The 12,341-nt window shown below is 66.0% G+C and carries 11 protein-coding genes and 3 pseudogenes; 5 read left to right on the forward strand and 9 right to left on the reverse strand.

The features are described 5' to 3' along the window. Positions 1 to 151 precede the first annotated feature (151 nt). Together ACGLHR_RS47580 and ACGLHR_RS47585 are read left to right on the forward strand one after the other, a co-directional pair. Complete coding sequence (locus ACGLHR_RS47580) at positions 152 to 1,228, forward strand: DNA-binding protein (RefSeq protein WP_400102711.1); 1,077 nt, start codon at positions 152 to 154, stop codon at positions 1,226 to 1,228. 254 nt (positions 1,229 to 1,482) lie between these two features. Beyond that, complete coding sequence (locus tag ACGLHR_RS47585) at positions 1,483 to 1,731, forward strand: H-NS family nucleoid-associated regulatory protein (RefSeq protein ID WP_400102712.1); 249 nt, start codon at positions 1,483 to 1,485, stop codon at positions 1,729 to 1,731. Between the two features lie 613 nt (positions 1,732 to 2,344). Here the strand turns inward: ACGLHR_RS47585 and ACGLHR_RS47590 are convergent. From ACGLHR_RS47590 to ACGLHR_RS47610, 5 genes and pseudogenes are all read right to left on the reverse strand, one after another. Continuing rightward, on the reverse strand, positions 2,345 to 3,472 hold the full coding sequence (locus ACGLHR_RS47590) for an MFS transporter (protein ID WP_400102720.1): 1,128 nt from the start codon (positions 3,470 to 3,472) through the stop codon (positions 2,345 to 2,347). A 27-nt stretch (positions 3,473 to 3,499) separates the two neighbouring features. Next, positions 3,500 to 4,198, reverse strand: a pseudogene (gene arsH, locus ACGLHR_RS47595) (arsenical resistance protein ArsH). Next, positions 4,177 to 4,350: pseudogene (locus tag ACGLHR_RS47600) on the reverse strand (GntR family transcriptional regulator); the annotation flags it as partial. The pseudogenes arsH and ACGLHR_RS47600, both read right to left, overlap by 22 nt. Positions 4,351 to 4,427: 77 nt before the next feature. After that, the gene (locus tag ACGLHR_RS47605; protein ID WP_400102713.1) at positions 4,428 to 5,756 is read right to left on the reverse strand and encodes an MFS transporter; all 1,329 of its coding nucleotides are present in this window, start codon (positions 5,754 to 5,756) and stop codon (positions 4,428 to 4,430) included. Between the two features lie 127 nt (positions 5,757 to 5,883). Further along, entirely contained in the window at positions 5,884 to 7,539 is a 1,656-nt protein-coding gene (locus ACGLHR_RS47610; RefSeq protein WP_400102714.1) for a GMC family oxidoreductase, read from the reverse strand. Positions 7,540 to 7,670: 131 nt separating this feature from the next. On the opposite strand from ACGLHR_RS47610, the gene ACGLHR_RS47615 reads away from it, so the two are divergent. Further along, the gene (locus tag ACGLHR_RS47615) at positions 7,671 to 8,495 is read left to right on the forward strand and encodes an IclR family transcriptional regulator (RefSeq protein WP_400102715.1); all 825 of its coding nucleotides are present in this window, start codon (positions 7,671 to 7,673) and stop codon (positions 8,493 to 8,495) included. Between the two features lie 22 nt (positions 8,496 to 8,517). On the opposite strand, the gene ACGLHR_RS47620 is transcribed toward ACGLHR_RS47615, so the two are convergent. Next, positions 8,518 to 9,525, reverse strand: a complete 1,008-nt coding sequence (locus ACGLHR_RS47620) for a LysR family transcriptional regulator (protein ID WP_400102716.1) — start codon at positions 9,523 to 9,525, stop codon at positions 8,518 to 8,520. A gap of 169 nt (positions 9,526 to 9,694) precedes the next feature. On the opposite strand from ACGLHR_RS47620, the gene ACGLHR_RS47625 reads away from it, so the two are divergent. Beyond that, a complete protein-coding gene (locus ACGLHR_RS47625; protein WP_400102717.1) occupies positions 9,695 to 10,030 on the forward strand; it encodes a Bug family tripartite tricarboxylate transporter substrate binding protein in 336 nt (111 codons plus the stop codon). A gap of 238 nt (positions 10,031 to 10,268) precedes the next feature. Here the strand turns inward: ACGLHR_RS47625 and ACGLHR_RS47630 are convergent. From ACGLHR_RS47630 to ACGLHR_RS47640, 3 genes and pseudogenes are all read right to left on the reverse strand, one after another. After that, a pseudogene (locus tag ACGLHR_RS47630) lies at positions 10,269 to 10,816 on the reverse strand (uracil-DNA glycosylase family protein). Positions 10,817 to 10,829: 13 nt separating this feature from the next. Further along, entirely contained in the window at positions 10,830 to 11,057 is a 228-nt protein-coding gene (locus tag ACGLHR_RS47635; RefSeq protein ID WP_400102718.1) for a hypothetical protein, read from the reverse strand. Next, positions 10,954 to 11,649, reverse strand: coding sequence for an IclR family transcriptional regulator (locus tag ACGLHR_RS47640; protein WP_400102719.1), 696 nt, complete (start codon positions 11,647 to 11,649; stop codon positions 10,954 to 10,956). Before ACGLHR_RS47640 ends, ACGLHR_RS47635 begins: the two co-directional genes overlap by 104 nt. 202 nt (positions 11,650 to 11,851) lie before the next feature. Here ACGLHR_RS47640 and ACGLHR_RS47645 point away from each other — a divergent pair, with 202 nt between their 5' ends. Beyond that, positions 11,852 to 12,283 (forward strand): enoyl-CoA hydratase/isomerase family protein, encoded by a 432-nt coding sequence (locus ACGLHR_RS47645; protein ID WP_400102721.1) that lies wholly within the window; start codon positions 11,852 to 11,854, stop codon positions 12,281 to 12,283. The last annotated feature ends 58 nt before the right edge of the window (positions 12,284 to 12,341 follow it).

Below are 12,341 nucleotides of genomic sequence, written 5' to 3' on the forward strand. Positions count from 1 at the left end.
GGTTCCATCGGGGCAGCGGGCGGCATGGCGTGAGGGTAGCCATCATTATAGACAGAATGACACTTATGTCTAAAGATCTATCTAAATAGTTATATATTTAACGTATTACGTAGTAATATTTATAGAAACTGATCTCGTCCCCCGCCCAAACATGACTGCCAGCCCCGAATCCACGCCGCCCATGCCCAGTGAGGCCGCTCCCGACGCCACCCTGCAGGCCACGCTCGCCGCCGACGTGGCGACCCTGCGTACGCAGTTCCCCGAGACCCGCGCGCTCTACCGCGAGGTCTGCGCCCTGTTGTTCTTCCGCTACGGCATCACGCCCACCGCCAACAAGCTCTACGGCCTGGTGCGCAAGGGCAGCATGGGCACGCCCACCGAGGTGCTGGCGCAGTTCTGGGCGGACCTGCGCGGCAAGATGCGCGTGACCATCGACCACCCCGGGCTGCCGGAGGCGCTCAAGGCGATCGCGGCCGACGCCGTGCAGTCGATCTGGCAGGCCGCCAACGAGGCCGCCGCCGGCGAACTGGCCGCGCTGCGGGCCGAAGCGCGGTGGCAGGCGAGCGAGGCGGAGGCGCAGCGCGACCAGGCGCGCGCCGCGGTGGTAGTGGCCGAGCAGGAGACGGCGGCAGTGCAGGCAGACTTCGATGCCGCCCAGCAGGCGCGCGCTGCGCTGCAAGGGGAGCTGGAAGCCGAGCGCCAGGCCCACGCGGCCGCGCGGGCGCGTCACGAGGAGGGCGTACGCCAGGTCGAGGCGCTCGAGCGGCAGTTGCTGGAGCTGCGTACCCAATTCTCGGCGGAGCTGGAACACACCCGCGAGCAGGTGGCCGTCGCCCAGGAGCGGGCCAGCGCCACCGAGCGCCGCGCGCTGCGCGAGATCGACCAGGAGCGCACGTTGCGCCAGAAGGGCGAGCAGGCGCTCGCGGACCTGCGCACCGAGCTGGCGGCCATGCAGGCGAGGGCGCAAGACGCCGCCGTGGCCGCCGCAGAGGCGCGGGTGCGACTGCAAGCCGAATACGACACGCTCAGCCGGCAGCTGGCGCAGGCAGAGCAGGCGCTCGGACGAGGGCTGGCGGCACAAGACGGGCTGCGGGCTGAACTGGAAGCGGCGCTGCGGCAGGCCGAGCGCGCACAAGCCGAAGCCACCGCGTCGCGTCGCCTGGCAACGACCAGGCGCCAGGTGCCAGCGACCAAGACCAAGTTGAAGTTCAAGGCGGGGCCGGCCTGAGGAGGGGAGGGGGCATGGATTTGTCCACCGCGCCACGGAATAAGCCTGTGGACAAGCCGCGCGAGGGCAGATGCTCGGCGGGCTGCTCTGGTCTGTTAATTTTTGAGCGGCGGGGTGACGACGTGATTCCCAATCCCCAAGGAAGCGGGTTGCTTTACACCAGCGATCCGCCGGAACAATGTTGAGGCCCAACGGTCTTTGAGACGACAACGCAGGATCCTGCCCCGCAGCTTCCTCAAATCTGTGCACCTAGAATGAAGTCGATCGAAATCGAGCGCGCCGAAGCGATTACCTGGATCCGCATCCAGATGGCCCAGCACGGCCTGACCCTGGAACATCTTCAGGCCGCCGGCTGCTTTGCCGAGCCGCCGCCGACCCCAACGCCAGGAGCGGTGCGCTACCGCAACGCGCACGGGCAGGGCTGGGACGGCCGCGGCGCCATGCCGGACTGGCTGCAGCGGGCGATCCACGCCGGGCAGACGGTGGAACATTTCCGCGTCTAGTGGGTGGCGAGTACGGTGACGAACGTCGTCGGCAATGCCGTCGCCACCGCCGCTATTGCGAAATGGGAAGGTGACCTTCTGCCGTGGATGGGTAAGGAGCGATCGCTGGACATGGCGTAACGCACCATGATCTGAGAGACGCGGCGCAGAATGCCGCCGACGCCGGAAAGGTGTCCGCGCCGACAATAGAGCAGGTGGTGTGAACCTTCAACTGTTCGGCGCGGCCATTCTTCTTAACCTATTGGCATGTATTTTTTGCTGTCCGCAAGTGTCTGGAATGGCTGAAGGCGGTGCACCCACTATCTGCTTGCCGAATGTCCGGTGAAGGGAGGCGAGAGCGGTCAGCCACGACAATGGTGGCGATCGTCCCTTCATCAGCCAACGCGGTTATTGACCGCCGGCGAAGCGACTGACTCAAGCTGGCTGCGGACGGTCAGTGAGCAACGGGGTAGGAGCGCTAACGAGTCCGCACTTCGCGGGTGGGATGGGCAGCCACGAAATATGCGCAAAAAAGGGCCTGTACGGCGGTCCAGCTAATTCGCGCTACTCTTCAGGGCAGTCCAGTCAATTCCGGTTCTTAGACGGCCGAGCGGCGACGGAATTAGCGGTTAATTCATTGAATTCTCGGAGAACGCAGTCTGACGAATTCCGGTTTCTTACAGTAGTGTAGGAAACCCGAATTAGCTGGACTGCATACCGGTTTGCTGGACTGGAAATCCGGAATTAGCTGGATTGCCGGTGCAGCTGCGATCTCGACTTCTCCTCGGCGGCTTGGACGGTGTGGCCGAAACGGCTGTATGGTCGTGCCCCAGCTTAGGCGCCGGGACAGCGCACGGCCGCTGTTGGCCAAGCGGCCCACCATCGATCGCTCACGAACGTCCGATAACAATGGCTGAACCGAAAGCAGCGGATGGACTTTACGTAGCAAGCCGAACTCGAGTAGCCGGGCGGCGACCTGGGCAGGGCCGATGAGAGCACCGACCATCACGGCCGTGGCCAGTGTGGCGCCACCGGCTTCCAGCAGCCGCGGCAAATGCGCCGCCATTGCCGTGCTAATGAACCACGTTGCGGCGAAGACGAAAGCCAGCGCGAACGATGCGAAACGCTGCGACGCCAATTCGCTCGCAGTAGGAACCTCAATTGCTTGAGAATTATTAGTCGGCTTCAAGCTCACGTCTCCAAATGAGCCGCCCGGCATGCTCAGGTTCAGCGCGAACCCGAGAGTCGGATGGAGGGCTGCCCAGCTTAGGCAGGCACCGCGCCACCCAATGTGCGACTCCATGAACGTCGAGAGCGGCCAGCCAACTGTGCTCGCGAAGCCGGCAATCAGCGTGATGCCGGTTATGGCATTGCGCGAGCGATTGCCATAGAGGGCGACCAGCGTTGCGAAGGCGGCTTCGTAGAGCTCGCTACCCATGCCGATCCCAATGATCAGCCACGCGACGAACATCCCGACTACACCTTGCGCCATCCCAAGGGCAGCTAGCCCGATCGCGAAGATCAGGCTCGTGCCGACCAGCACTGGCCGGTCACCCGTGCGGTCGATCAGGCGGCCGGCGGAAGGCCCGAGAATAGCCGAGACAATGAGCGCCGCACTGAACGCCGCGAAGACCGTCGGAGTCGAAACGCCGAGGTCGCGTGCCATCGACGTGGCCAACATTGCCGGCAGATAGTACGTCGATCCCCACGCCAGCGTTTGGGCAACTCCCAGCCTGGCAATCACGCTACCGCTTGACTCGATCGCGATACGCGCCCCGTGTCTTGGCTCTTATTCGACTTCACCGTCGTCGGTATCGTCAACCTTGGCGCTTTGCCCCATGGCGGCGGCGGCAAGTGCTGACGCGACCTGCGATTCAGCCTCCTTGCGCTCGCTGTACCGATCCGTCAGGTAGTCAGAACGATCACGGATCAGCAACGTGAACTTGTACAACTCCTCCATGACGTCGACCACGCGGTCGTAGTAGGACGCATGGCTTCATGCGACCGTCAGCATCGAACTCCTGATACGCTATGGGTACGGAAGACTGGTTCGGAATGGTCACCATCCGCATCCAGCGGCCCAGCACCCGCAGGGCGTTCACGGCATTGAAGGACTGCGAGCCGCCGCAGACTTGCATGACGGCCAGCGTCCTACCCTGGGTCGGGCGAATCCCACCGCTCTCCAGCGGGAGCCAGTCGATCTGGTTCTTGAAGGCCGCGGTCTGGTGCCGTGCCGCTCGGGACTGCACCAGACCTGGCCCTCTGACCACTCGGACAACTTGCGCAACTCCACGACCTTAGGGTGATCGGCCGGCACGCTGTCGGTGACCGGCAAGCCGTGCGGATCGAACACACGCGTCTCAGCACCAAAATGCCTCAGGATCCGTTCTGCTTCCAGCGTCAGTAACCGGCTGAACGACGTCTCGCGCAGCGATCCATAGAGCAGCAGGATGCGGGGCGGATGAGTGAGATCCCCAGCGTTTCGCACAGCTCGCGCTCGTTCAGCTTCGTGCCCGGGGCCAGCACCCCCTCGACGATGAAGTTGCGCAGGTGGTCGACCACGGTGTCGTGCAGCCGCTGGCGCACCACCTTGGGCAGGAGCGGGGCGGCGGCCGCGCCGGTGCCGTCCGGAGTTTGCATGCAATGTCCTTGTCATTAGCGTTGTGCCATTCTAAGACATTGCCGGCTTGCCGCGCCGCCGCCTGCTCCCTTTGAACTCAGCTTGCCGGGCCGCGCAGCGGTACGCCGCCGTCGTGCAGCGCCCCGGTGCCCCCGCGCCGCCCGATCAGCGCCACCGACAACGCCGACACCAGTCCCGCAAACGCCACGTAGGCGCAAATCTGCCAGGGTTTGCCGCCGCCGGACTTCAGCAGCGCCGTGGCGATGATCGGGGTGATGCCCGACGCGAAAATCCCCGAGAACTGGTAGACGAACGAGATCCCGGTGTAGCGCACCCTGGCATCGAACAGCTCGCAGAACAGCGCCGCCTCCGGGCCATAGACCGCGGCGTAGAGGATGCCGAACGGCACCACGATGGACAGCCACAGCAGCATGGTGTTGCCGCCGCTGTTCAGCATCAGCCAGAACGCCGGGAAGGCGGACAGGGCCGTGATCAGCGAGCCCCAGAAATACACGCGCGTGCGGCCGATGCGGTCGGACAGGTGGCCGAAGAACGGGATGAAGAAGCACATCGCAATGGCTGCCGCCATTACCCCTACCAGCGCCTCGGTGCGGCTGATATGAATGGTCTGGGTCAGGTAGGTGATCGAGAACACGCCGAAGACGTTGAAGAAGACCCCGTCGATATAGCGCGCGCCCATGCCCTTGAGGATATTGCCCGGGTAGCGCCGCATCATGTCGACAAAGGGAATCTGTGTCTCCGCATTGCGCTGCTTGATCACGGCGAATTCCGGCGTTTCCTTGACGTTAAGCCGGATATACATGCCCACGAACACCATCCCCGCCGAGATCAAAAAGGCAACCCGCCAGCCCCAGGCCAGGAACTGCGCATCGGTCAGGGTCAGCGACAGCAGCGCCACCACGCCGGAGGCCAGGCACAGGCCGATCGCCAGCCCGATTTGCGGCAGCGACGCATAGAACCCCTTCTTGCCCGGCGGTGCGTATTCATACGCCATCAGCACCGCGCCGCCCCATTCGCCGCCCAGGCCGATGCCCTGCAGCACGCGCAGCAACAGCAACAGGACCGGCGCCAGGATGCCGATGCTGTCATAGGTCGGCACCAGCCCGATCAGGAAGGTAGACACGCCCATGATCATCAGCGTGATCACCAGCATGCTCTTGCGGCCGACCTTGTCGCCAAAGTGCCCGAAGATCACGCCGCCCAGCGGCCGCGTGACAAAGCCCACCGCAAAGGTGGTGTAGGCCAGCATGGTGGCCACCAGCGGATCCGTACCGGGGAAATAGAGCTTGTTGAAGACCAGGCCGGCGACCACGCCATACAGGAAGAAGTCATACCATTCGATGGTGGCGCCGATCACGGACGCCAGCGCGACCTTGCGGATCGCCTGTTCATTGGGGCTTGTCATGCTTGTCTCCTCTGGTGATGAGCGGCGTCCTTTGAAAGGATAGTTATGGACGCGGGATGCACTGCAGGGTTTGGCCTCGGTGTTATGAATGCCTGGCCTGGGGGCAACGATGATCGGAGAAAGCCGCTCAGGCGGCGTCCGCCATCGGTGGCGCGACATCGACGGGATGGATTTGCCGCCGTGCGTCTTCGCGGATAAAGTCCGCCGCGCGCTCGGCCATCATCACCACCGGCACGTTGGTATTGCCCGAAACCAGCGTGGGCATCACCGAGCAGTCGACCACGCGCAGGCCGCCGATGCCGTGCACGCGCAGGCGCGCGTCGACCACCGCCAGCGGATCGGCGGCGGGCCCCATTTTTGCGGTGCCCGACGGATGGAAGATGGTGGCGCCGTACTCGCGGCAGAAGTGCAGGATCTCGTCGTCGCTGCGCACGTCGTCGCCCGGCCGGAATTCGCGCTTCATCAGGGCGCGCATCGGTTCGGTCTGCGCCACGCGGCGGGCGTAGCGCACCGCCGCGACGGTGCAGCGCCGGTCCAGCTCGGCCGACAGGTAGTTGGGCTGCATCGACGGCGGCTCATAGGGGTCGGTCGAGCGGATCCGCACCGCGCCGCGCGACTCGGGCCGCAGCTGGCATACCGAATAGGTGCAGCCGGAGAACGGATGCACCGTGCCGCCAGCCATGTCCGCCGACAGGGTCGAGAAATGGAACTGCGTGTCCGGCGTGGCGCTTTCCTGCGGCAATGCGCGGCAGAACATCGCCCCCTGGTTGATGCCGATCGCCAGCGGCCCCCTGCGCATCAGCAGCCATTCCAGGCCCATGCGCGCCTTGCCGGTCAGCGAGCGCAGCTGGTCGTTGGTGGTGATCGGCTTTGCCACCTCGTAGATCAGCCGGATCTGCAGATGGTCCTGCAGGTTCTCGCCCACGCCCGGCAAGGCATGCACCACCGGGACGCCCAGGTCCTGCAGCAGGGGCGCCGGGCCGATGCCCGACAACTGCAGCAACTGCGGCGACTGCAGCGCGCCGGCGCACAGGATCACCTCGCGCCGCGCTCGCAGGATAAAAGGCTGGCCATGTTGGGTGTAGCGCACGCCCACGGCCCGCTTGCCTTCGAACAGGAGGCCGGTGGTGTGCGCGTCGGTCTCCACGCGCAGGTTCGCGCGCCCGCGCGCCGGGCGCAGGTAGGCCACCGCGGTGGAGCAGCGCCAGCCCTTGCGGGTGGTGAGCTGGTAGTAGCCCGCGCCCTCCTGGTCGCCGCCGTTGAAGTCCGTCTTGCGCGGCAGGCCCAGCGCCTGGCCGGCGCCGATGAAGGCATCGACGAGCGGATGCTGCCGGTCGATCGAGGTGGCATTGAGCGGGCCATCGGTGCCGCGTGTCGGGCCCGCGCCGAGGTCGTTGTTCTCGAGCTTGCGGAAGTAGGGCAGGCAGTGGTCCCAGCCCCAGCCCGGATTGCCCAGCGTCTCCCAGTGGTCGTAGTCCTCGCGCTGGCCGCGCACGTAGATCAGGCCGTTGATGGCGCTGCTGCCGCCCAGCGTGCGGCCGCGCGGCCAGTAGATCCGGCGGTTCAGCATATTGGGATCGGGATCGGTGTAGAAGCCCCAGTTCACTTGCTTGTGGAACATGGTCTTGCCATAGCCGATCGGGATATGGATCCACGGGTAGCGGTCGGGCGGGCCGGCCTCCAGCAGGCAGACCGAATACCGGCCGTCTTCGCTGAGCCGGTTGGCCAGCACGCATCCGGCCGAGCCGGCGCCCACCACGATGTAGTCAACGGTATGCGACATCGTCGCTGTCTCCTGTTCTGGCCGGCAGGCGCATAACCATCCGGCTTTTTGTCTATAATCTGAAACGTTATGTTCCGGATTCTATTTTTCTAAGCTGGAATGGAAAGCCCAATCGCGAGGAGACGCCGGTTGTGAAACAGAACGTGCAATTCCCGTTTCAGAATCGCACTGCAGCAGAAGACGGGGTGGTGGAGGAAGATGCACGCAGCCTGCGCGTGCTGATGGTGCTGTCGAGCCTGGCCAGGGCGCAGCACCCGCAAACGCTGTCCCAGCTCTCGCAGCGCCTGCATGTGCCCAAGGCGACCCTGATGCGCCTGCTGGCTGCCATGGAACGATCCGGCTTCGTGATCCGGATGCCGGCCGAACGCGGTTATGTGCCCGGCCCCGGCGCGGCGGCCCTGGCGCTGCAGACACTGCGCAGCCCGCCGCTGCTGCGCGAGTGCCGCGCCATCCTCGCCCGCCTGGTCGCGAGCCTGGGCGAAACCTGCAACCTCACCGCGCTCGACGGCGACCGCGTGCTCTACGTGGAACGCGTGGAGACGCATGAACCGCTGCGCCTGCAACTCTCGCCCGGCATCCACGTGCCGCTGCATTGCACCGCCAGCGGCAAGCTGTTCCTGTCAGCGATGAACCGGCTGGAACGCCAGCAGATGCTCAGGCGCCTGGACCTCGCCCGGCACACGCCACGTACGTTTTCCGATGCGCCTGCGCTCAATGCCGAGCTGGACCGGTTGGGCGCGCGCGGCATCGGCGTGGATCACGAGGAATTCGTGCGCGGCATGTGCGCCGTGGCGGTGCCGGTGCGCGAGCCGGATGGCGCGGGGCCGGGGCGGGTGGTGGCGGCGATTGCCTGCCATGCGCCGACGGCGCGGGCATCGCTGGAGGCGCTGTTGCAGGCGGTGCCGACGCTGCAGGGGGCGGCGAGGGAGATGGCGGCGGTGCTGTGCGCGCAGTGAGCCGGACCGCAGGGCTGCGCGCTCAGCGCTTGCGAACGCCCGCAGCCGCCACCGCGCGCGCGGCCAGCAACGGCACCGGCTCGGCCGCGACGGTCTCGCCGGCCCGGCGCATGACGAGCTCGCGAAACAGGCGCGCCGCCGTGCGTGGCGTGAGTTCGTCGTTCCAGACTGCGACCACCGGCTCCACGTGGCTGTCGAGCTCGAAGCGAAGCACTCTTGCCACCTTGGCCAGGGTGAGCTGCGCGGCAATGCGCTCGGGGAACACCGCCAGGAAATGACCCGCCTGCAGCAGGCTGGCCGTGGCGGCCACATCGCTGGTGCGGATGCCCAGCGAGGGCGCAGGCGCGCCCAGGGTATGAAACGCCGTTTGCAGCAAGTGCAGCATGCGCGAGCCTGCCGCAGGAATGCACCATTGCTGCCCGGACAGTTCCCGCGCCGCCAGCTTGCGGCGTGCCAGCAGCGGATGGTCCGCGCTGGCGACGATCACCACTTTCTGTGCCGCGACCACCGGCGCGGTGCGCAGCGCGGGTAGGGACAGGCGCGGATCGTCATAGGCGAACAGCAGGTCCAGCGAGCCATCCACCAGTTGCGCGGCCAGTTCGCCGATGCCGCCTTCGATCACGCTGATTTCCACGCGCGGATGGTCACGGTAGAAGTCGCTCATCGCGCGCGCCAGGAAGGGCTGCACCGACATGGTCCGGAATGCGATGCGCAACGCGCCCTGGCTGCCGGCGCGCACTGCGTGCAGCGATTCGGCAAGGCGTTCGAGCTGCGCCAGCAGGACCGCCGCATGGGCCGCCATTTCCCGGCCGGGCTCGGTCAGGTGCAGGCCGCGGCGGCTGCGTTCGAACAGCGGCATCCCCACCATATCTTCGATCTCCGCCAGTGTCTTGGACACGGCGGCGGGGCTGACATGAAAGCGCGCGGCGACGGCGGCGGCGGTTTGCGCCTCGCTCAACGCCAGGATGATGCGCAAGTGACGCAGCTTGAGGCGGCCAAGGAGGGCGTGGGTGAAAGCTTCGGGGGGCATGGGGCAGGCGATGAGCGGCGGGGTGGGTGCCTCATTCTACAAGTTAACCATTTGCTCAACAAACGACGATTTTTATTCGCTTTTGGTAGAGATGGGGTTCCCATATAGTCAGCCCATCACCCGATTCATTCCAAGCCATCACGAGGCAACAGACCTCAGGAGGAGACACATGGAAGCAGTGGGCCATTGGCGCTCGATCGTGCGCGGCGTGCTTGCCGGCGCAGCCTTGCTCGCGGTCACTTGCGCAAGTGCCGCGGCGGCGTGGCCTGACCGGCCCCTGCGCCTGGTCGTGCCGTATCCGGCCGGCGGTTCCTACGACATCATCGGCCGGACCCTGGCGCGCAAGCTGGAACAGCGACTGGGGCAGCCAGTGGTGGTGGAGAACATCGCCGGCGGCGCGACCGTGCCGGGCGTGATGTCGGTGCTCAAGGAGAAGGCCGACGGCAATACCCTGCTGCTGGCGAGCGACGGCACGCTCAATATCATTTCGGGTCACTCCGGTTGACGGCGGCGGATGCGCTCAGGCGGCCTCGAGCGCCGTATGCGCTTCCAGCGGGTAGATCGGGCGGCGCAGAGCAGCATCCGTGGTTTGAGGGCGAAGTCCTGCCGATGCTCAAGCCGGGGGATGCCCTGCGCAAGCTGATCCAGGCGCAGCGCTCGCAGTGGGGTCCGGTGGTCGCGGCCTCGGGCTTTACGGCCAACGACTGAGGCCAGCCGGCCAGGCGGGGAGTGTCGCTTGCCACCTACCCCGGCCGCGCAGGGCCGTGCCGCCCGGCTGACCCGCTCGCGCAGGGGTGCGGCAACGGGATGAAGTCGGGCGCGTAGTCTTGCCATGCCCTGACGGTCTCGGTCAGCGTCGGCTTGCGGCGCGCCCCGAGGAAATGGCGCTGCGCGTACTGGCCGACCAGCAAAGTTAGTTCAATCGACGGCAGTTCCGCCAGCAGGCGGTCGAGCCACAGCGGCGCGCATTCGGGCGCGGCGGGTTGTCGCCACTCTTGCCGCGTCCGGGATAGCAGAACCCCATCGGGATGATGGCGAACTGCGAGGTATCGGCGAAGGTGGCGGCGTCGACCCCAAGCCATTGCCGCAGACGATCGCCGCTTGCATCGTTCCAGGGGGTCCCGGTTTCGTGCACGCGAGTCCCCGGCGCCTGGCCGACGATCAGGATGTGCGCGTCGGCCCCGACGCGCACGATCGGGCGCGGGCCGAGGGGCAGATGTGGGGCGCAGACGCGGCAAGCCCGCACTTCCTTTAGCAGGGCATCGAGCGAGGCGTATCGGGGCCGGCTCATGGTCACTGCGCCATCACGCGTGGTTGCCTGCCACCTGCCGCGACAGGAAGCTGCAAGTCGCCACCAGCACTTTCGCGCATTCGGGAATGCACGTCTCCATCCGATTCCTCGGTCCGGCCACGGCAATGGCCAGGGTCTCATTGTTCAGCGTGAGGAAGGTCGCGACGGCCCAGACGTCGCTGACGTTCTCGCCGCGCGTGACAAAGTAGCCGGCGCGCCGGCTTTCCTGGATGTCGCGCACAAGGGCTTCCGGGTCGGTCTTGGTGGCCGTGGTGAGGGGTCATGCCAAGATTCGCAATTATGCTCTGCAGAGCATAAGCCTTTATCTTGGCATGACCCCTGGTGATGGCGGGCAGGTCCCGGTCGGCCAGCCAGCCGCGCAGCTCCTGCTCCTTCAGTCCGCCCAGGATGGCCTTGCCGATGGAGCTTGAGTGCAATGGCTTGAACTCCCCCGGCTTGGCCGTGTAGCGGATCGCGTGCACGCCTTCGATGACCTGCAGGTAGATCACGGATTCACCCTGCCGCTTGCCCAGGATCACGGTTTCCCGCGTGGCGTCGCGCAGCCGCTCCAGCACCGGCGTGGCCCGTTCCACGAACGGGTCCTTTTCGATGATGTCGCGGGCCACGTCATAGATGTGCCGGGTGGGATAGAGCGCGCGCGGGCGGGTGAGGGAATAGAGGTAGCCACGCGCCATCAGGGTCGAGACGATGGCATGGCAGGTGCTCTTGGCAATGTCTATCGCCTCCGCCAGCGACAGCGGCCGCTGGCTTGCCTGGAAGGCTTCGAGGATATCGATCACCCGCTCGACGGCGGTCACCGTGACACCGGACATACACCCCTCCTTTCGCTTGCGCCTGGCTGGAAGAAATTCGGCCGGCTGAACAAAAGCCGGCGGCGTCGCCGCATTCCGCTGCACTGTACTCATTTGTTCGAAATACGGAACTAGCGTTCTTGTTTCGGAATTAACCCCCGCCTAGCATCCATTCAAACCAGTCGGGAGGCAGATCAGCGTGTACGTAGCTAAGGACATCACCGTGGAGGAGCGCGCCGGCGGCGCGCTATGGATCACGCCCGACAGGGCGCAGAAACACAATGCGCTGGCCCGCCACGTGCTGGCAGGGTTGGCGCAAGTGGTGAGCGCCGCGGCATCGCAGCCCGGGGTGCGATGCCTCGTGCTGACCGGCGCCGGCGAGCGCTACTTTGCAGCAGGCGGGGATCTCGTCGACTTGTCCGGCGTGCGCGACCGGGAGGCTACGCTGGCGATGAGCGAGCAGGCGCGCGGCGCCCTGGATGCGGTGCGCGACTGCCCGCTGCCGGTGCTGGCCTACCTGAACGGCGATGCGATCGGCGGCGGTGCCGAACTGGCGCTGGCCTGCGACATGCGGTTGCAGGCGGCGACGGCGCGCATCGGCTTTATCCAGGCGCGGCTGGCCATCAACTCGGCCTGGCCACGCCAAAGCGCGTGAGTGCCTGGACTGCAGTGCATTGCCCACTTTGCACGGAGGCGGCAATCCGTACCAGTTC

The organism is Cupriavidus sp. CuC1 (assembly GCF_044627735.1).
Classification (GTDB): Bacteria; Pseudomonadota; Gammaproteobacteria; order Burkholderiales; family Burkholderiaceae; genus Cupriavidus; species Cupriavidus ulmosensis.

What these genes read in the sequence shown, in the direction of transcription:
- ACGLHR_RS47620 (WP_400102716.1), bottom strand. Translation starts at nt 9,525, where the DNA reads ATGCCCCCCGAAGCTTTCACCCACGCCCTCCTTGGCCGCCTCAAGCTG.
- ACGLHR_RS47605 (WP_400102713.1), bottom strand. Translation starts at nt 5,756, where the DNA reads ATGACAAGCCCCAATGAACAGGCGATCCGCAAGGTCGCGCTGGCGTCC.
- ACGLHR_RS47585 (WP_400102712.1), top strand. Translation starts at nt 1,483, where the DNA reads ATGAAGTCGATCGAAATCGAGCGCGCCGAAGCGATTACCTGGATCCGC.
- ACGLHR_RS47625 (WP_400102717.1), top strand. Translation starts at nt 9,695, where the DNA reads ATGGAAGCAGTGGGCCATTGGCGCTCGATCGTGCGCGGCGTGCTTGCC.
- ACGLHR_RS47580 (WP_400102711.1), top strand. Translation starts at nt 152, where the DNA reads ATGACTGCCAGCCCCGAATCCACGCCGCCCATGCCCAGTGAGGCCGCT.
- ACGLHR_RS47640 (WP_400102719.1), bottom strand. Translation starts at nt 11,649, where the DNA reads ATGTCCGGTGTCACGGTGACCGCCGTCGAGCGGGTGATCGATATCCTC.
- ACGLHR_RS47610 (WP_400102714.1), bottom strand. Translation starts at nt 7,539, where the DNA reads ATGTCGCATACCGTTGACTACATCGTGGTGGGCGCCGGCTCGGCCGGA.